This window comes from Rhizobium mesosinicum, assembly GCF_019511345.1.
In the GTDB taxonomy this organism is placed as follows: Bacteria; Pseudomonadota; Alphaproteobacteria; order Rhizobiales; family Rhizobiaceae; genus Rhizobium; species Rhizobium mesosinicum.
The window spans coordinates 208587-227349 of the sequence record NZ_JAEUAK010000007.1 but is presented as its reverse complement, the minus strand read 5'-3'; the positions used below and the strand labels follow the sequence as shown (position 1 = coordinate 227349).

Genomic DNA, 18763 nt, shown 5'->3' with positions numbered 1-18763 from the left:
GGCACCTTTGCGGACATCACTGGTTTTGTCGTTCAAGTTTCGCGATCAAGTCAGCACGACGCTTATTTCACCGACGACAGCATTTTATCCCGAAGATGCAGGAATGTTCGCTCTACGAAAAACCAGAGAACGACTGCGACAACAAAGCTTGCGATCAGGTAGACAACAAAGCCAAGGCTGCCTTGCAGATTCTCCTCTCCGACAACTAGGCGCGTGACGTGAAAGACGGACTTGTGCGTCAGGTAAAGGCTGTAGGAGAGAGTCGCCACGAGAGCTGCACCCGGCATGGGCCAGCGGCTTAGAACGTGCTCAAGATCGAGCATGGCGCAGAACAACAGTGCGATGCCGATCGAGATTAGCGGAAAGCCCGCGACCGCGCCGAGTTGCGCCTGAAACACTGGAAATATGCCTTGTCCTGCAAGCGGTCCCCGATCAACGAAGCAGATGAGCGCCGCGATCACAAAGATCAGACCTGAGGGAATCGTGACCTTCGGCGGCAGATATCGCCTGCAAAGCTCGGGTTTGAAAAAGCGGAAGGCCGCAAGCACCACGCCGAACAGCAGACCGTCGAGACGCGTATATGTTGGGTAGTAGACATCTCGGAGGTATGTCGCAAAGGCGGGGCGGAACTGGCTTTCTGCGACAAGGGTGCCAACCTGTACATCCCAGATCGCGTAGCGCAGCACGATCCCGGCGATGGTCAACAGTCCTGCGAGGGCAAGGACCCATCCCGTGCCGATGCGCTTATACAGGAGAAGAACCAGCAAAGGCAGGACGAGATAGAATTGCTCTTCGACTGCAAGCGTCCATGCCTGAGAGAACGCGTTGCCCTCCCTCGGATCGAACCCGAGATTCACCGTGAAGGTCGCGAATTTCCACAGAGGCTGCATCGCCGGATTGTCGCGAAGGACCGGAACCAAGGCGTAAAGGCCAAGGACCACGAAGAAGGCCGGAAAGATGCGGAACGCACGGCGGAGATAAAATGATTTGAAATCAACTGCCCCAGTGCGTGTAACTTCCTTGAACAGCTGTGTGCCGATCAGATAACCGCTGAGCACAAAGAAGATATCAACGCCGAGCCAACCATACTCACGGACAGTCACCAATACGCCGGGGGTGGCGTTCAGCGGCAAGTGGACGAGCATCACCAGCAAGATCGCCAGTGAGCGCAAAATGTCGGGGCCAACCATCCGTGTACCAGTCGCCACGACACTCGCCTGCGAGTGCCACGGAAGACCATCCGCATGCGAATTGTTACTTGTGGCAAGCATGGTCATGCGCAACGCTCCGGAAGTTTCATGGCAAAGGCTGATGCCACCTAACTTACCGATCTGCGGTTGCAATGGAACGGCCCAATATGGAAACCGTCAATTAACCTAAATTTTTCGTAAAATTGTAGCGAAGGCCGCTATTTTCTTTTCTGCGCTGTCGCAGACGAAGAAATTTTGCGATGGTTGCGATGGTCGGAATTGGCATTCTTGTCGACCAAGAAGATTCCGGTGAACTTGGATGACCCAAAGCGATATCATTACAACGAAATGAATTCCGCTCAATCAGGCCAATCGACACAGCGAAAACAACAGCAAATGGACGGCCAGCGCGGCCGTGAATAATGCCGGTCAGGATAAGATTATGCTGCTACTTGCTTCTTGGTGTCGCCCGATGCCGCTGCGACCGGGCCAGTTCGACAAAGCGACGCTTCACCTCGTTAAACAGCGCCGGCGGCAATGGCCCGGCATATCCCGTCTCGCCATCGACCGGTCTGATATCCGGACCCGGCCAGACAAAGCGGTTGCTCTCAGTCAGCACAATCCAGGAACGATCGTCGTCGAGCCCAAGCCGTCGCTTCGTCGCCGGCGGAATCTCGATCGCGTCTTCTGCCTTGCCGGGCGGCGTGTGAGTGATCGGCAGAACGCGAACCGTCGGCGTGCCGTCCTCGAGACGTGCGACGATGGCCAGCACAAGCGCCGGGCGATCCTTGTCACCCTCCTCGCGGCCTTCGAGATATTGCCAATGCCAGAGATAGGAATAGCGAAAGACCCAGCCGACCTTCGGCTCAATCGGCAGCATGCTTGCCGGTCAACTCGGCGTTGAGATGATCCAGGCCATCATCCATCTCAGACGCCTCGATCGCTGCCAGGTCGTTGTCGCTGAGCGACGACGTCAGCTCGACACGCCTATCCCGCCTCGTCAGACGCATATAGTCTTCGTAGGCGATCAGCACCGTTCTCGGGCGACCGTTCTTAGTGATGATGACGGGATCGCGGACAGCGGCGTCCTGATAGGCGCCGAAATTCTTCGAGACGGCGGCCGCCGTGGCAGTGGAGGTCATGTCAAAACTCCTTTTTACGGAATATACGGGTTTTCCGGACATTTTCAATGTTGAGATCCGTGTTAACGACAGCGCTGATCCCGAGACGTGAGAACGGTTCGCGAAGATCGAGACCTTGTCGGTTGGATAGAGCGAGCAAAGGAATACGACATGCGCGTAGTGATCGATGCGGACGAAGCGGCCGAACGGTTGGAGGAGCTTCTGGATCTGATCGTGCCGGAAGACGAAGTGATCATTTGCCGCGATGGCATTGCCGTCGCTATCCTCACGGCGATAACTAAAGGCGAGAAACAGACCAGCAGGGGTGAGCGCCAGTCCTTGGCGGGCAACCCCTTAAGCGGCGCCGGGAATGCCAGCGCGATAGATGCGTTCTTGAAACTGGCCGCCGAAGGCCGTGCCGCTGTCGACCCCAACACCACTTCAGCACATGACGATTTTTACGACGAACACGGCCTCCCGAAATGAACGCCACCATTGATCGCCGCGCGAAAGAGCTCGACACGATCGCCGCGGTGCTGCCGATCGAACGCCGCGATGAGCTCGCCGAGCTGCTCACCGACCAGGATGTCGAAACGCTGCGGCATCTGGTCAACGAGGGAATGGGTGGCAATACGCTGCGGGCTCTGACCTCCGATCTTGCCTATCTGCAGGCCTGGTCGCTTGCCGCCACCGGCTCTCCCCTGCCCTGGCCGGCGCCAGAGGCGCTGCTCCTGAAATTCGTCGCCCATCATCTGTGGGACCCGACAAAGCGAGACACCGATCCGGACCACGGCATGCCAGCCAATGTCCAGCAAGGGCTTCGCGACCAGGGCTTTCTGAGATCGACCGGTCCGCATGCACCCGATACCGTTCGCCGGCGTCTCGCCAGTTGGTCGACGCTGACCAAATGGCGCGGCCTCGACGGTGCCTTCGCCTCCCCTGCCCTGAAGTCTGCCATCCGGCTGGCGGTCCGCGCCGTGCCGCGGCCGCGAAAGCGCAAGAGCGCCAAGGCAATCACCGGCGACGTGCTGGCGAAGTTGCTGGCGACCTGTGCCGGCGACAGCCTGCGCGATCTGCGCGACCGCGCCATCCTGATGGTCGCCTTTGCTTCGGGGGGTCGCCGGCGCAGTGAAGTCGCCAACCTGCGGAAGGAGCAGCTGACGGTCGAACCGCCGGTAAAGGGTGAGGACGACGTCCCCCTCCCCTCGCTTTCCATCCATCTTGGCCGCACCAAGAATTCCGGCGCCAGCCAGGACGAGGTCGTTTATCTCGTCGGCCGGCCGGTAGAGGCACTCAATGCATGGCTGGATGCCGCGAAGATCGACAAGGGCAGCGTGTTTCGGGCCATCGACCGCTGGGGCAATGTCAGCCGCCGCGCGCTCGATCCGAAGGCGATCAACGACATCGTCAAAGGGCGGGCGATACTGGCGGGTTTGGATGCTGGAGATTTTTCCGCGCACGGATTGCGATCGGGATACCTGACCGAGGCGGCGATCCGCAACATCCCCCTGCTCGAAGCGATGGAGCAGTCCCGCCACCGATCCGTGCAGCAGGCATCGAGCTACTATAACGATGCAGAGCGGAAGAACGGGCGGGCGGCTCGCTTGATCGTTTAGCGCCGCGCCCCGGCTTTTATGGGCGGATTACTACGTTTTCCCTTGCAATTCTGGAGTTTAATTCCATAAATGCAAGGATGATCAACCGCCGAATATCATCCGCGCTGAGCGAACTGCTAGACACGCGCCCAGCTGTCGCGCTCATCGGCCCCCGTCAGGTCGGAAAAACGACGTTGGCACTCTCCATAGCCGACCATCGGCCCTCGATCTATCTCGATCTGGAATCGGATGCTGATCGTGCAAAGCTCGCCGAACCGGAATTATATCTCAGCCAACACAACGACAAGCTCGTCATCTTGGACGAGGTCCACCGGCTTCCTAATCTTTTCCAGAATTTGCGCGGACTTATCGATCGCGGCCGTCGTAACGGAAGGAAAGCCGGACAGTTCCTGCTGCTTGGGTCGGCATCCATTGACTTGTTAAAACAGTCGGGCGAGACGCTGGCTGGCCGTATCGCCTATCTTGAAATGGGACCGGTCAACGGCATCGAAGTACCAGCTGATGAACTGGATCCGCTGTGGCTACGAGGTGGTTTCCCAGACAGCCTACTCGCTCCGAGCGATCGTGCAAGCCAGCGATGGCGGCAGGACTTTATTCGCACCTATCTGGAGCGAGACATTCCTTTGCTCGGTCCTCGTATTCCCGCCGAGACACTGCGGCGCTTCTGGACGATGCTCGCACATCGTCAGTCCGGACTTCTGAACGCCGCGGAGTTTGCACGCGCGCTTGGCGTCGATAGCAAGACCGTCGCCTCCTATCTCGACCTTCTGGTTGATTTGCTGCTCGTACGGCGTTTGGAGCCTTGGCATGCAAATGTCGGAAAGCGGCTCGTAAAGTCACCACGAGTTTATGTTCGCGACAGCGGCATCACCCACACCCTCTTGGGACTGACCAGTCAGGAGGATCTGCTCGGTCATCCGATCGCCGGTGCAAGTTGGGAAGGTTTCGTGATCGAAACGTTGATTGCAGCAGCACCGGCCGGAACACAGAGTAATTTCTATCGGACATCCGCCGGTGCCGAAATCGATCTTCTTCTCACGCCACCGGGCGATCGTCCCTGGGCCATTGAAATCAAGCGCAGCCTATCACCTAAACTCGAAAAGGGGTTCTATCTTGCGTGCGAGGATTTGAATCCGCTGCGTCGGATCGTCGTTTATCCTGGGCGCGAAGTCTTTCCCATGAAGCAAGACGTGGAAGCAATGTCGCTGTCAGCTTTAGGGACAGCTTTGGCCGAACTCAGGTAGTGCATTGAGCGCTTCGCGGCGCCAAATCTGCCCAAAAAGATTGCTCGGCGACCTGGGGCCTTCGCCTCCCCTGCCCTGAAGTCTGCCATCCGGCTGGCGGTCCGCGCCGTGCCGCGGCCGCGAAAGCGCAAGAGCGCCAAGGCAATCACCGGCGACGTGCTGGCGAAGTTGCTGGCGACCTGTGCCGGCGACAGCCTGCGCGATCTGCGCGACCGCGCCATCCTGATGGTCGCCTTTGCTTCGGGGGGTCGCCGGCGCAGTGAAGTCGCCAACCTGCGGAAGGAGCAGCTGACGGTCGAACCGCCGGTAAAGGGTGAGGACGACGTCCCCCTCCCCTCGCTTTCCATCCATCTTGGCCGCACCAAGAATTCCGGCGCCAGCCAGGACGAGGTCGTTTATCTCGTCGGCCGGCCGGTAGAGGCACTCAATGCATGGCTGGATGCCGCGAAGATCGACAAGGGCAGCGTGTTTCGGGCCATCGACCGCTGGGGCAATGTCAGCCGCCGCGCGCTCGATCCGAAGGCGATCAACGACATCGTCAAAGGGCGGGCGATACTGGCGGGTTTGGATGCTGGAGATTTTTCCGCGCACGGATTGCGATCGGGATACCTGACCGAGGCGGCGATCCGCAAAATCCCCCTGCTCGAAGCGATGGAGCAGCCCCGCCACCGATCCGTGCAGCAGGCATCGAGCTACTATAACGATGCGACACGGCTTAGTGGCCAGGCAGCCCGCATGCTTTGAACCGCCTTTCCCGCCGCACTCGTTCACCAGAAGGAGCCAGCGTCGCAAATGTGGCCAGCAAACGCTCACGCGCTTGAACGAGTTAAAAATCCCACGGATTAAGGAGACCGAGAGCCGTCGTTTCGAAATCCTTGAGATTGCGCGTGGCCAAGCGTCCACCGTTCACCCGCGCGATTGCAGCGATCATTGCATCGGGTGCTGACATTGCGTGCCCCTGGCGCGCCGCCTGCCCCATGATTTCGCCATAAGCGAGCGCGGCTTCTTCTGTAAGACCAAACATCCGATCGGCAAACCGCCGACGCCATTCCGTCAGCCCCTGTTCCAACCGCTCGGCACGCTGGTCCGGCCTGATCTTTTGAATGCCGAAAGCAATCTCGGCGATTGTCACAGTGGGCAATGCCAATTCGGCGTCGAACCGAACCAGCCAAGCCATGACGGCTTCGTCAGGATCCTTCCGCAACGTCTCCGAGACGACGTTCGTATCGAGAAATATCAAAGCTCGATGCCCCGGTGAGGACGACGACTTTCACGGATGATGGTATCCAAGTCGATATCCGTGGCAGCTTGCGCGTTGACGCGCCGGTAGAAACTTGCCGCTGGCTCGCGACCCGCCTCGCGTGTCTCATAGGCTTCAAGCGCACGTTCGACCACCTCGGCAATCGAACGATTTTCACGGCGAGCCAGCCTGTGGGCCAGATCCTTTGCCTTGGAGCTTCGGACAGAAAGTTGTGGTGCGGCCATTTCGGTCTCCTTTACAGACAATATAGGCTCGTAACGCTCTGCCATCAAGATGGCAGATGCCAGCTTGCCATCGCCGTGCCGTTTGCGGCGGCAGGATTCCTCAGCGCTACGCCCAATGGAACTTGGTCGAAACGCGACGATTTCTCGGAAATTCCCTCGCAGAGACCTCTGGAGTGGCTTTGCCACTGCGAACTCTCCGTTGCTCGTCTCGGGTGACGATTTGAGTCTGGCGGGCCGTTATTCGCTGAACCTTGCAGGTAAGAGCTCACTCAGCGCAACGAAATCGATGCCGCTAACCAAGCAGGGCCCGCCTGCCCCCATTCCCATTGCCGCGATAAAGCGCCATCAGCATCGGACCGAGCGCAAACTCCCCTCGTTCGCTCCTTCTCGTCAAGTCGCGCAGATAGCCGCCGGCCGAATTGATGTGCCCTCCCCTTTCCAAGATGCAGGCAATGACGGTCGCAGCATTTTCCGGCCCCATGATCTCGCAGGCCTCCTGATAGGCCGACGGGCTGACGCCAAGCATCGAGCGGACGGTAACGGCGGCCGCCATCAGATCCCGCCAGTTGCCGATCGCGCCGCCCGCTGCATAGTCGGATATTTGCGGGCAGGCCTGCAGGACCAAGCCCAGCGGGAAGGATTTTAGCTCGCTGATCGGCTGTCCCCTCGCCCGTTGTATTGTTATCCGCTGCTGCCCTTCCGTCTTGGCACTTCGTTCGTTGTCGCTCTCGGTTGTCGCGCCCAGCTTCGTTTCGAAGCCAGGTTCAAGTTCAGAAATAGAGTCGGGGTTTGAATTCTGTATGTGCCGCTCGCTTTGATGGGCATTGCCGCTTGTTTTTTGGGAATCGAGGAGGTTTTCCAACTGGTTGACCACATCCTCCCGCAGCTGCTCCATTTCTTCGAGGGCTCCCTCTAGCTCTGCGGTGCCGGGATTGCGCGTGAGCGCGCCGACAATGCCCTTCTGATACGCGACCACAGCGTCCCAATCGCCAGAAAGGTCTTCCTCAAGCGCGGTTTCGACGAGCTTTGAAATATCGCGGCGGCACAGCGTTAGGCGCTCTCGCAGGCGCTGTAGATGCAACCGATCCGCCACGACCTGGGCAGCCAGTGTTTCTATCTCTTCCGAGCGCGCAAGCAGCGGAGCAAGCGAAAAGCCGAAAGCATCCTCTACCGATCCCGTCCGGTCCTTGCGCGCGTAACGCTTGCCATTCGGGCTATCCTTGCGGATTAATAGCCCAGCGCCGACAAGGACCGCCAGATGGCGCCGGATCGTTTGCTCGGCCATGCCATGGGCGCGCAGGGACAGCTGGACATTGGAGGGAAACACCACAAGCCCGTTTTCTTCCGAAAGCTCGTTCTTCGGATAGAAGCTCAAAAGCGCATTCATGACAGCGAGCGCCCTGTCGGATATGCCGAGCCGTGAGCGCGCTTCGCACAGCGCCCGATAGAGTTTCCATTTGTCGACCGACTTGTCCGGTTCGATCTGGCGCGAGACAACCTGGCTTGAAAACATGCCAAGCGTCATCGGCCGCCGCCCAAAGGGCGTCGTCACACTTCCACTATTCATTTTCTTTCACCCTCTGTCAGGCAAAAGAAAGCCGCTCGCCAAACTGACGCCTAAAGACTCTTGACTGCGATTCGTGGAAATGCGATTCTTGATTTGCTAGAACGAGAAGGGCTTCCACGACGGTGACGTTTGGGGGCCTTTTTCTTTTGCTTTCCTAAGCTCCTCTTTGCTGTTGGTACTCTGCATAGAGATGCTTGAGCCTCTCCTGCACGAATTCATCGAAACCTGGCGCTGCCTTACTGTCGAAAACAAAGGTCGCGGTCGCCGGCGTGCGTTTGAGCTTCACCGGCAGATCGCCGATTCGCGTTGACGTCATGGCAGCCTTCGCACCCGTCGGCTTTTTCGTCGCCAGCGCAAAGGCATGATGGAACCGGTCATTACTCGACATGCCGCCCATGTTGTCCGCGGACAACATTTTTAGGAGCGCGTCTATATCGGCCGTCTCGAGATGTTCGCCGAACTCAACCCAGCGCCGTCGGCCGATCTCCGGCGCCGATCCGATCGCAGTGATCAGCGCGATCGGAACCTGACGCGTGATAAGACGCATTCGTGACAATGCAGCCCTGTCGACGTTCAGCGCAGCCATCACCACGTCGCTGCCGAAACCTTTCTCATCGAGCCGGTACGCAAACAGCGCCCGCTCGATGTAGGAAAGATCGGTGCGGGCATTGTTTTCCTGACCCTGGCTGACGACAAGCTGTTCGTCGCTCAGCGCCCGCACGATCGCCTTGATCTTGATCCCGAGCGCTTTGGCAGCAGCGAGGCGGCGATGGCCGAAGGCAACCTGGAAACGGCCCGTGCCGTCGGGATGCGGACGCACCAGAATAGGGACTTGTTGGCCGTGTTCGCGGATCTGATCCGTCAATTGCGCGAGCTCAGCGGCGTCGACTTCAAGCCTGTCGGCGACGAAGGAAGCATCAATCAGGGCCGGGTCGAGCTCGACGACTGTCTGGCCCTCGGCGAGCTGGCGTTCCAGGTCATTGGCGCGCTCAACCTTCTCGGTGATATTGCCAAGCGTCCTGGTAATGCCGCCGACAGGGCCGCCACTGCGGGACTGCGGGATGAAGCCGGCGATTGGCCGGCTGTCACGCGGCGCGACTGCAGACGCTTCCGGGCGAACTTCGTTCGAGACTTCGATAAGGTTCTTGCGCGCCATTCAGCTATCTCCTGCCCCAGGTCGAGCGGATGTGGGCCTCTATCTCGCCGTTGACGAGGTTCATCGATTCCAGCGCCCGGTCGTAGGTTCCACGGGTGAACTGAGAGCGGTCGACCTCGTAGAGCGTCTGCTTGGTAACGCCAGCATCCGAGATTGCCGTCGACTTCAGCATCGAGTTCTGAAGCATGCGATTGCCGAAGATCGCCCGCATGAAGCCGGTCATCTGGCTCTGCGGTCCGTCATTGGGTTCAAAGCGAGTGACGAGATAGCGCATCCAGTCGTAGCTGGTGCGCCCGCCTGCCCGTTCGACGACCGACATGAGTTCGCTCGTCATCGTCAGGAATTGCGACATCGACATGACGTCGAGCATCTGCGGATGCACAGTGATCAACACGGAGGTCGCAGCACAAAGAGCCGACATCGTGAGAAAGCCAAGCTGCGGCGGGCAGTCGATGACAACAATATCGTAGAGACTTTCGATATCGGTCAGCGCCTCGCCGATACGGGCGAAGAACATGGATTCGGCAGTGCCTCCTGTCATCGCCTTCGGCGTCTCATGCTCGAATTCCATCAGTTCGAGATTGCCGGGAATGATGTGGAGGTTCGGAGTATAGGTCGAGCGAACCACTTCGGAGATCGGCACGGGATTTTCGTAGCGGATGGCGCCGTAAATCGTTTCTCCCTCACCGACGTCGAGTTCGGGCTGGTGGCCGAAGAGCGCCGAAAGGGACGCCTGCGGGTCAAGATCGATGGCAAGCACGCGGTAGCCGCGTAGCGCCAGAAACTGCGCGAGATGGGCCGACGTCGTCGTCTTGCCGGAGCCGCCCTTGAAGTTCATGACCGAGACGACCTGCAGCTTCTCAGCGCCGCGCCGGATGGGGACATATTTCGGCATACCATTGCGCTCGTCGAGCGCCTGACGGATGCGGTTCATGTCGTCGGCATCATACTGGCGCCGGCCGTTGGCAAGTGGATCGGGTCCGTGGCCGTCTTTGGCGATCTGACGGAGATAACCTTCGCCGATTCCGATATAGGAAGCGGCTTCCGCCGGAGAGAATAACCGCATCGTCTTTCGAGACAGCGGCGGGAAAATTTTCGCCTGGTGCTGCTGGAGCTGATAGGCGAGCTCCTGAGCATCCGTTGCCAGAAGCGACGGAAGGTGCTCTTGATCGTCTTTCAGAACTGGATTCGCTAGCATCTTGGTTTCCGATTTAATTGCGCAATTTTGGGAGAAACGGCATCAACTGCGCAGTTACATTATCGCGTGATTCGTTACTGATTTACAAACGCTTAACCATAAGGCTGTCCACAGGCCTTTTTGGCCTCCTTTTCTGCAGCACGACTCTTCGTAATGCGCCGCCATCGAAGCCGCGAAGGCATATTGGTGAGGTACGTGATCCGCCTACCGCGAGTTTCGATAAGCGTAACGATCGCCGACCTTCTGCGTACTTCTGCGCCGGAATCGAGGATATGCGAAAGTCTACTGAGGCTCATCCCCACGCATGTGAGGGGGCTCGCGCTGCGTCGCCAATCGTCAGAACGTTACATGTTGTCCGCGGACAACAAGAGATGTGGGTCTACGAACGCAGCGGCGAGATCGGAGCGGCATCGGTCACGCCGAATGCCCGAGTGCCCAGTCGATCGGGCGCTGTTTTGTTCGAAGCGAAATGCCCTCTGTCCGAATCGGCCGAGATTCAAGACGCGTGAATCGCATGAAAGGCGACTGACAGCTTTCGGTGATTGTCTACGATGCGACCTGGCCAACGGCCTGACCGGCAGCCATTCCATGAGGACCCACCCACGATGGCATCAAGTGCACGATATCGCGTTGAACACTCTCCAAGACCACGTCTTTCGACGGAAAGTAAAAATGCGCTTTGGAAGGTCGGTGGCGGCCAAGTTAGCGCGACCGATTGCTGGTCACATGACGCGGTTCACGATTTGACGGTGGACGAGGGAAGGGGATCCAATGCCACTGCAGAGGTGGAGAAAGGTTCGCTTCATGAAGTCTGACCACGGCACCTCTGCCTGGTGCCGCCTAGCCAGGAATACCGTTTCACCCGAGTGGATTTGCTCTGACGACTGCGGGCTCCGGCTTCGCACCGCAGCACAATTCGCGTCCCGCTCGCCCGACGACCGAACCCACTCAAATTGGCAGTCTTGCCTGAGAGCTGCGATTGATGGACGACGGCCTTCGATTTGCTCGAAACCGGTCGGACAGAGCGCCCAGAGATGGGTTGCTTGGGCGACATCCAAAATGGCCAACGGAAGTGAGTGCAGATTTCGCTTCCGCCTGGTGAAATAAGGCCATTACGTCACATGGTTAATGAACCTGAAATTCAAGCACGCCGACCGGTTCGCGAGCAGCAGCGCGTGTCGCTTACAAATCAGGGGCGCCTCCGGCGAAAAGCGGCCGGTCGAATTCTGCTACCGGGCGCGAATAGAGATCCACTCTTGCCGCGCGCTGCCAGTCTTGGCGGAAATCGTCACCAATGGCTGCACTGAGGACCTCGTCCCCCGCGGCCGCGATCGTCACCGACATTTCGACGAGCATCAACGTAAATTACTCCACCGACAACCTTTCCATCCCTTGTGGATGAAGCACCTCTGCAGCGCGATCAAGGCCCCCTCACATTGGAGGGTCTGACAAGCCGCAGACATCGTGGTTTGGATAACCGCACCTCAATTGACGTGGAGAACGCTCATGTTTGCGACGGCGATCGCACCGGCAGATGCAGCATCAGAACCATATCTTCTCGACAGCATGTTCCGCCTCAGGGCACGCGTGTTTGGCGCGCGCCTGAACTGGGAGGTCACGGTCGAAGAGGGGAGGGAGCGCGATCGGTTCGACGACCTTGCAGTCTCCTACATCATCATCGTCGATGAGGGCGGTGAAGCAATTGCCTCGGCACGTCTGCTTCCAGCGCTTGGCCCGACCATGCTCGTCGATGTCTTTCCGGAACTTCTGGGTGATAGGCCATTCGTGCCGCATGCACGCATGGTCGAAAGTTCCAGGTTCTGCGTCGACACAGAGACGAAGGCGGCGGCCGGAGCCTTCGGTTTGAACGAGGCGACCGTCTTTTTGTTTGCCGCCATTCTCGAATGGTGCCTGGCCAAAGGCATGACGGAAATTGCCACGGTGACAGACCTGCGGTTCGAGCGGATTCTCAAACGCGCCGCCTGGCCGCTTTCGCGCTACGGCAAACCGCATTTGATCGGCAACGTCATGAGCGTTGCTGGAAGCTTGCCCGTCTCGGACGAGCATTTCCAGGCGCTGCGGCCGGCTGCCTACCGTTCGCCCCTATCGACCTGCTTTCGCTGCGCCGCCTGAGGACCTGGCTATGCAAGCACGCTCATTACCGCGGCTCGTGCGAAAGCTCGAGGACGCTCTCGGTCCCTCGCTCCTGACCGCGCTCGCAGACCCCTCGGTCAGCGAGATCATGCTCAATCCGGACGGGTGCCTCTTCATCGAACGGCTCGGCGCAGGCATCGTCCGCGCTGGCGAAATGGAGGAGGGGAGCGCCGAAATCATCATAGGCGTCGTCGCCCATGTCCTAAACACCGAGGTCGATACGGCACGCCCCATCGTGTCCGGGGAGCTGCCGATCGGCGGCCATCGTTTCGAGGGCCTGCTCCCACCGATCGTGTCAGGTCCGGCCTTCTCGATCCGCAGGCACGCGAGCCAGCTCATCGCGCTCGACGACTACGTGACGTCGCGTATCATGACTGCAAGACAGGCGAGGATCCTGCGCGACGCCGTCGGTGCCCGGCTCAACGTCGTCGTCTCAGGCGGCACCGGATCTGGCAAGACGACGCTTTCGAACGCGATCATTGCTGAGATTGCAAACCATTGCCCGAACGATCGCCTCATCATTCTGGAAGACACGAGCGAGCTTCAATGTGCGGCTGCAAACGTGCTGTCCCTGCGAACGAGCGACGAGGTCGACATGGCGCAGCTCCTCAAGAGCACCATGCGCCTGCGCCCCGACCGCATCATAGTCGGCGAGGTACGCGACGGCGCAGCATTGACCCTTCTGAAAGCATGGAACACTGGTCACCCTGGCGGTGTGACGACCCTTCATGCCAATTCAGCGCATTCTGCACTCGTCCGTCTCGAACAGCTTACCGCCGAAGCCAGTCGCCAGCCCATGCAGGCGGTCATCGGCGAGGCCGTGGATCTCGTCGTCTCGATCGAACGGACCCCGCAGGGCAGACGCATCACGGATATCCTCCAGGTGAACGGTTTTTCCGGCGGTGCCTATCATCTCGAACCCGACGTGGAGGGACGTCATGCGGCGTAGATATCGTGCTCTCATCGGACCTGTTTTCCTGGCGGTCACAGGCCTTCGACATCCGGCTCTCGCAAGTTCGGGAGGAGGCTTGCCCTGGGAAGCGCCGCTCGAACAGATCCAGGAATCAATCACAGGTCCGGTCGCAGGCTTCATCGCCCTTGCGGCAGTTGCGGTGGCCGGCGGCATGTTGATCTTCGGCGGCGAACTCAATGATTTCGCGCGGCGCCTGATGTACCTTGTCCTCGTTGCCGGCGTTCTCCTCGGAGCCACCCAGATCGTCGCACTTTTCAATGCGACAGGCGCCACAATCGGCATATCTGCGCTCGCGGTCCATGTGGAAGAAGAGAGGGGAGGAAAGACGCGATGACCCCGCACATCCCGGCGCTGCAGAAAAACCGCATCCATCGCGCCTTGTCTCGGCCGAACCTTCTGATGGGCGCCGATCGTGAGCTTGTGCTCCTCACCGGCCTTGCAGCCATCATTCTCATCTTCGTCGTGCTGACTGTCTACTCAGTCGTGATCGGCATTGCGATCTGGCTGGCGATCATCGGGCTGCTGCGTCGCATGGCCAAGGCCGATCCGATGATGCGCAGGATCTATCTTCGCCATATGCGTTACCGCTCCCACTACCGGGCAACGTCGACGCCCTGGCGAACGGTTTGAGGTGGGTCATGGTGGCGCTTCGCTCTTTCCGCCATGCCGGACCATCCTTTGCCGATCTCGTCCCCTATGCAGGCCTGGTCGCCGAAGGCGTCCTTCTCCTGAAGGACGGCTCCCTGATGGCCGGCTGGTATTTCTCCGGACCGGATTGCGAAAGCTCGACCGATGGCGAGCGCAACGAGGTCGCCCGGCAGATAAACCAGGTGCTTTCGCGCCTTGGCTCCGGATGGATGATCCAGGTGGAGGCCGTCCGCGTGGCGACGGCCGATTATGCCAGCCCCGATCGCTCGCATTTTCCAGACCGAGTGACGCGCGCAATCGACGAGGAGCGCCGCCGGCATTTCGAGAGCGAAGGTGGCCATTTCGAATGTCACCACGCCATCATTCTCACCCATCGACCACCCGAGCCTCGCCGTTCGACGTTCGGCAAATACCTCTATTCCGACCCCGTCAGCCGCAAGCAGGGCCATGCGGAGATCGCACTTTCAGCTTTCGAGGCGGCAATACGCGAGATCGAGCAGTATCTTGCAACCACCTTGTCTATTCGCAGAATGCGGACGCGCAGCTTCAAGGCCGGCCCCGATTGCGGCCGCTATGACGAGCTCCTGCAATTCATCCGCTTCTGCATCACTGGCGAAAATCACCCCGTCCGGCTGCCCGACGTGCCCATGTATCTCGATTGCATCTTGACGGCGCAACTGCTGCACGGGTTGGCCCCCAAGATCGACAATCGGTTCGTCGCAATCGTTGCGATCGATGGATTGCCGGCTGAAAGCTGGCCCGGGATCCTCAATAGTCTCGACCTCATGCCGGTTGAATATCGCTGGTCGTCACGCTTCATCTTCCTCGACGCTACGGAAGCTCGGGTCAGGCTCGAGCGAACCAGAAAGAAGTGGCAGCAGAAGGTACGGCCGTTTGTCGACCAGCTCTTTCAGACCCAGAGCAGGTCGGTCGACCAGGACGCGCTGTCAATGGTGAGCGAAACCGAAGATGCGATCGCTGAAGCCGCATCCGAGCTTGTCGCCTACGGATACTATACGCCTGTCGTCGTCCTTTTCGACGATCGTGCAGACGGCCTGCAGACGAAGGCGGAGGCTGTTCGCCGGCTGATCCAGGCAGAAGGGTTCGGCGCCCGCATCGAAACATTGAATGCCACAGAGGCCTATCTCGGCAGTCTGCCCGGCAACTGGTACTGCAATGTCCGCGAACCTCTTATCACCACCCGCAATCTGTCCGATCTCGTGCCCTTGAACGCGGTGTGGACGGGGAGCGCGACGGCCCCATGCCCGTTTTATGAGGAGGCCGCACCGCCCTTGATGCAGGTCGCCTCCGGCTCCACCCCATTTCGCTTCAACCTGCACGTTGACGATGTCGGCCATACCTTGATCTTCGGCCCGACGGGCTCGGGAAAATCGACGCTCCTGGCTCTGATCGCCGCCCAGTTCCTGCGCTACCGGGATGCGCAGCTCTTCGTCTTCGACAAGGGCTTGTCGATGTTGCCACTCACCCTTGCTGCCGGCGGCGACCATTATGAGATCGGCGGGGAAGGGGAGGGTGCTGCCCTCAGCTTCTGTCCACTCGCGTCCCTGTCGGACGAGGCCGATCGCGCCTGGGCGTGCGAATGGATCGAAACGCTCATCGGCCTGCAGGGTATTTCCGTTACGCCCGATCATCGCAATGCAATAGCGCGGCAGATCGCATTGATGGCTAACTCGCCAGGGCGCTCTCTGTCGGATTTCGTAAGCGGAGTACAGGTGCGTGACCTGAAGACGGCGCTGCGTCATTTTACGGTGGACGGGCCGATGGGGCAGCTGATCGATGGCGAAAGCGACGGCCTGATGCTCGGGCATTTCCAGACATTCGAGATCGAACAGCTGATGACGATGGGCGAGCGGACGCTGCTTCCGGTTCTGACCTATCTCTTCCGGCGCATCGAAAAACGGCTGGATGGCGCACCGAGCCTCATCATCCTTGATGAGGCCTGGCTGATGCTCGGCCATCCAGCCTTTCGTGAGAAGATCCGCGAGTGGCTCAAAGTGCTGCGCAAGGCCAATTGCGCCGTCGTATTAGCCACCCAGTCTATTTCGGATGCCGAGCGTTCGGGCATTATCGACGTGCTGAAGGAAAGCTGCCCGACGAAGATCTGCCTGCCGAATGGTTCGGCACGCGAGCCCGGCACGCGGGATTTCTACGAGCGGATAGGATTGAACGAACGTCAGCTCGAGATTGTCGCGACCGCGAGACCGAAACGGGACTATTACGTCGTCTCTCCTGACGGCCGGCGCCTCTTCGACATGGCACTCGGACCGCTTGCGCTCTCCTTCGTCGGTGCCTCCGGCAAGGACGACCTCAAACGCATCCGCAAGCTACGCAGCGAGCATGGCGATGAATGGCCATCGGTCTGGCTGAGGGAGAGGGGAGTGCCCGATGTCATCCTCTAGCAGCCGCATCCTGGCCCTCTCACTTGCCGTCCTCGTAGCGGCAGCAGCCAGACCGCCTGTCGTCATGGCGGGGGCCGCAACCGGTGCTGCGACCGAATTCACGCAGCTTGCCAACAATGGCGAGCTCGTCAAGCTGCTCGAAAGTTCCGGCGTCCAGGTCGATAACCAGCTGACCCAGATCACCCAGCTTGCCGAACAGATCCAAAACCAACTGAAGATCTACGAAAACATGCTGCAGAACACGAAGCAGCTTCCGGCTCATATCTGGGGAGAGGTCGAGGGCGACCTCAATCAGTTGCGCTCGATCGTCTCCGACGGCCAGAGCATCGCTTTTTCGATGGCCAATGCCGACGACATTTTGCGGCAGCGTTTTTCAAGCTATGCAAACCTGCGCAGAAGCCTGCCGAGCGCAGAGGAATTTTCAACCACCTATCAGACCTGGTCCGACACCAATCGAGACACGATCGCAGCAACGCTCAGTGCGGCGCGCCTCACGGCAAGGCAATTCGACAGCGAGGAGTCGACGATGGCAGCCCTTCGCTCGCTGTCGGAAGGGGCCGACGGGCAGCTGAAGGCGATTCAGGTCGGGCACCAGATCGCCGCCCAGCAAGTCGCCCAGATGCAGAAGCTTCGCGGTCTCGTCTCGCAGCAGATGACGATGATGGGGGCGTGGCTGCAAAACGGGCAGACGGACAAAGACCTTGCGCAGGCCCGCCGCGAGCGCTTCTTCGAGTCCACTGTCCCGCCGACAACCGGCGGCCGGACCATGGAGCCGCAATGGTGAGGTCCCTACAATGTCACACCGCAGCGATTGCCGCGCGCGCCATCGCCTCGGCAGTCTTTCTTCTTGCCCTCACGGTCGCTCCCGCCCATGGCCAGGAAGGCTCCCTCATCACATCCTTGCAGGACGAGATCAGCAGTGCGGCTCGCGGTTGGGAGCAGACCGTCTCGAATGCGGCGCGATCGCTCTTCTGGATCCTGGCCTCGATCGAGATCGGTCTGGCCGCGATCTGGCTCGCGTTGCAGGCGCCATCGCTGCAGGAATGGTTCGCAGCCCTTGTGCGTCGCATCATGTTCGTCGGCTTCTTCGCACTTGTCCTCGACCAAGGGCCGAGCTTTGCAAAGGCCGTTGTCGACAGTCTCTTCCAGATCGGGGCGTCCGGCGGCAACGCCTCACCCGCAGACATCTTCAATGCAGGCTTGGTGGTGGCCGGCAAGATGGCTGAAAAAATCCGCTTCGGCCTTTTCGAGGACAACGCGCTTGCCATCTCGGCCGCCTTCGCAACGATCGTAGTGGTCATCGCCTTTTCGCTGGTGGCAGCGATCTTCGTGGCGATCATGGCGGAAATGTATATCGGCCTCCTCGCCGGCATGATCATGCTCGGGCTCGGTGGTTCCTCCTTCACCAAGGACTTCGCCATCAAATATCTGGTCTACGCGTTCAGCGTCGGAATGAAGCTGATGGCGCTCGTCATGATCGCCCGCATCGGCTCCGAGGTCTTGATCGGTCTGGCCAACCGTCCTGAAATCGGCGAGCAGTTCCAGACGCTGCTTGCGATCGCCGGAATTGCGGTCGTGGTCTTCGTTATCGCGATCTATGTGCCAAATATCATCCAGGGCGTCATCCAGGGTGTGTCGGTCGGCAACGGCATGGAGGTCATCCGCCACGGCAGCCAAGCCGCATCCCTTGCAGCGGGCGCAGGATTCCTCGCGGCCGGCAGCGCATCGGCCGGCATGGCGGCTGCCCGGTCGGCTCGGGCCGGCGGCGCTTCGATGGCGGGCGCCATCTTAAGCGGCATGGCCGAAGGGATCGGGGCCGCAGGCAAGGCTACCGGGTCGGCCATGAAGGAAAAGGCCATCGAAGCGCCGGGATCCCATGCAAGCTCGCTGCTCGGCCTTGCCAATTCCAAGCTCGACCACGGGCGCATGAGCGCGGCCGGGCCGTCCTCGACCGCGCCCCGGCAAAGGCATCGCCCATGAAGAGCGAAGAC

General features: G+C 59.8%; 19 protein-coding genes and 1 pseudogene. 11 read left to right on the top strand and 9 right to left on the bottom strand.

What is annotated here, in order from left to right; all coding sequences use genetic code 11:
• Positions 1-62: 62 nt before the first annotated feature.
• The 3 genes from JNB85_RS19640 to JNB85_RS19630 all read right to left on the bottom strand — a co-directional run bounded on the left by JNB85_RS19640 (position 63) and on the right by JNB85_RS19630 (position 2332).
• Complete coding sequence (locus JNB85_RS19640) at positions 63-1277, bottom strand: acyltransferase family protein (RefSeq protein WP_220335975.1); 1215 nt, start codon at positions 1275-1277, stop codon at positions 63-65.
• Between the two features lie 361 nt (positions 1278-1638).
• Positions 1639-2070: a type II toxin-antitoxin system PemK/MazF family toxin gene (locus JNB85_RS19635; protein ID WP_220335974.1), complete on the bottom strand. Its 432-nt coding sequence runs from the start codon at positions 2068-2070 to the stop codon at positions 1639-1641.
• Positions 2057-2332 carry a type II toxin-antitoxin system Phd/YefM family antitoxin gene (locus JNB85_RS19630; RefSeq protein ID WP_220335973.1) on the bottom strand — a complete coding sequence of 92 codons (276 nt, stop codon included), beginning with the start codon at positions 2330-2332 and terminating at the stop codon, positions 2057-2059. The genes JNB85_RS19635 and JNB85_RS19630 overlap by 14 nt, the downstream gene beginning before the upstream one ends.
• A gap of 150 nt (positions 2333-2482) precedes the next feature.
• Here JNB85_RS19630 and JNB85_RS19625 point away from each other — a divergent pair, with 150 nt between their 5' ends.
• The 4 genes and pseudogenes from JNB85_RS19625 to JNB85_RS19610 form a co-directional block, all read left to right on the top strand.
• A complete protein-coding gene (locus JNB85_RS19625; protein ID WP_220335972.1) occupies positions 2483-2797 on the top strand; it encodes a type II toxin-antitoxin system Phd/YefM family antitoxin in 315 nt (104 codons plus the stop codon).
• Positions 2794-3927 (top strand): site-specific integrase, encoded by a 1134-nt coding sequence (locus JNB85_RS19620; protein WP_220335971.1) that lies wholly within the window; start codon positions 2794-2796, stop codon positions 3925-3927. The genes JNB85_RS19625 and JNB85_RS19620 overlap by 4 nt, the downstream gene beginning before the upstream one ends.
• 77 nt (positions 3928-4004) lie before the next feature.
• A complete protein-coding gene (locus JNB85_RS19615; RefSeq protein ID WP_220335970.1) occupies positions 4005-5171 on the top strand; it encodes an ATP-binding protein in 1167 nt (388 codons plus the stop codon).
• A gap of 9 nt (positions 5172-5180) precedes the next feature.
• Positions 5181-5915, top strand: a pseudogene (locus tag JNB85_RS19610) (site-specific integrase); the annotation flags it as partial.
• Between the two features lie 82 nt (positions 5916-5997).
• On the opposite strand, the gene JNB85_RS19605 reads toward JNB85_RS19610, so the two are convergent.
• The 6 genes from JNB85_RS19605 to JNB85_RS19580 all read right to left on the bottom strand — a co-directional run bounded on the left by JNB85_RS19605 (position 5998) and on the right by JNB85_RS19580 (position 11936).
• The gene (locus JNB85_RS19605; protein WP_220335969.1) at positions 5998-6411 is read right to left on the bottom strand and encodes a type II toxin-antitoxin system VapC family toxin; all 414 of its coding nucleotides are present in this window, start codon (positions 6409-6411) and stop codon (positions 5998-6000) included.
• Positions 6408-6656 (bottom strand): type II toxin-antitoxin system VapB family antitoxin, encoded by a 249-nt coding sequence (locus tag JNB85_RS19600; RefSeq protein ID WP_220335968.1) that lies wholly within the window; start codon positions 6654-6656, stop codon positions 6408-6410. The genes JNB85_RS19605 and JNB85_RS19600 overlap by 4 nt, the downstream gene beginning before the upstream one ends.
• Positions 6657-6948: 292 nt before the next feature.
• Positions 6949-8223, bottom strand: coding sequence for a plasmid replication protein RepC (gene repC, locus JNB85_RS19595; RefSeq protein WP_220335967.1), 1275 nt, complete (start codon positions 8221-8223; stop codon positions 6949-6951).
• Between the two features lie 154 nt (positions 8224-8377).
• Positions 8378-9379: a plasmid partitioning protein RepB gene (gene repB, locus JNB85_RS19590; RefSeq protein ID WP_220335966.1), complete on the bottom strand. Its 1002-nt coding sequence runs from the start codon at positions 9377-9379 to the stop codon at positions 8378-8380.
• Between the two features lie 4 nt (positions 9380-9383).
• Positions 9384-10577 (bottom strand): plasmid partitioning protein RepA, encoded by a 1194-nt coding sequence (gene repA / locus JNB85_RS19585; RefSeq protein WP_220335965.1) that lies wholly within the window; start codon positions 10575-10577, stop codon positions 9384-9386.
• 1182 nt (positions 10578-11759) lie between these two features.
• The gene (locus tag JNB85_RS19580) at positions 11760-11936 is read right to left on the bottom strand and encodes a hypothetical protein (protein ID WP_220335964.1); all 177 of its coding nucleotides are present in this window, start codon (positions 11934-11936) and stop codon (positions 11760-11762) included.
• Positions 11937-12083: 147 nt separating this feature from the next.
• Here JNB85_RS19580 and JNB85_RS19575 point away from each other — a divergent pair, with 147 nt between their 5' ends.
• Genes JNB85_RS19575 through trbL form a run of 7 tightly spaced genes read left to right on the top strand, consistent with a single transcriptional unit; the run spans position 12084 to position 18752 of the window.
• Positions 12084-12710 (top strand): acyl-homoserine-lactone synthase, encoded by a 627-nt coding sequence (locus JNB85_RS19575; RefSeq protein ID WP_220335963.1) that lies wholly within the window; start codon positions 12084-12086, stop codon positions 12708-12710.
• 10 nt (positions 12711-12720) lie between these two features.
• Positions 12721-13680, top strand: coding sequence for a P-type conjugative transfer ATPase TrbB (gene trbB / locus JNB85_RS19570; RefSeq protein WP_220335962.1), 960 nt, complete (start codon positions 12721-12723; stop codon positions 13678-13680).
• Entirely contained in the window at positions 13670-14038 is a 369-nt protein-coding gene (locus JNB85_RS19565; protein ID WP_220335961.1) for a TrbC/VirB2 family protein, read from the top strand. Before trbB ends, JNB85_RS19565 begins: the two co-directional genes overlap by 11 nt.
• A complete protein-coding gene (locus JNB85_RS19560; protein ID WP_220335960.1) occupies positions 14035-14334 on the top strand; it encodes a conjugal transfer protein TrbD in 300 nt (99 codons plus the stop codon). Before JNB85_RS19565 ends, JNB85_RS19560 begins: the two co-directional genes overlap by 4 nt.
• Before the next feature lie 8 nt (positions 14335-14342).
• Positions 14343-16772, top strand: a complete 2430-nt coding sequence (locus JNB85_RS19555) for a conjugal transfer protein TrbE (RefSeq protein ID WP_220335959.1) — start codon at positions 14343-14345, stop codon at positions 16770-16772.
• On the top strand, positions 16759-17556 hold the full coding sequence (gene trbJ / locus JNB85_RS19550) for a P-type conjugative transfer protein TrbJ (RefSeq protein WP_220335958.1): 798 nt from the start codon (positions 16759-16761) through the stop codon (positions 17554-17556). Before JNB85_RS19555 ends, trbJ begins: the two co-directional genes overlap by 14 nt.
• Positions 17550-18752 (top strand): P-type conjugative transfer protein TrbL, encoded by a 1203-nt coding sequence (gene trbL / locus JNB85_RS19545; protein ID WP_220335957.1) that lies wholly within the window; start codon positions 17550-17552, stop codon positions 18750-18752. Before trbJ ends, trbL begins: the two co-directional genes overlap by 7 nt.
• Positions 18753-18763: the final 11 nt, after the last annotated feature.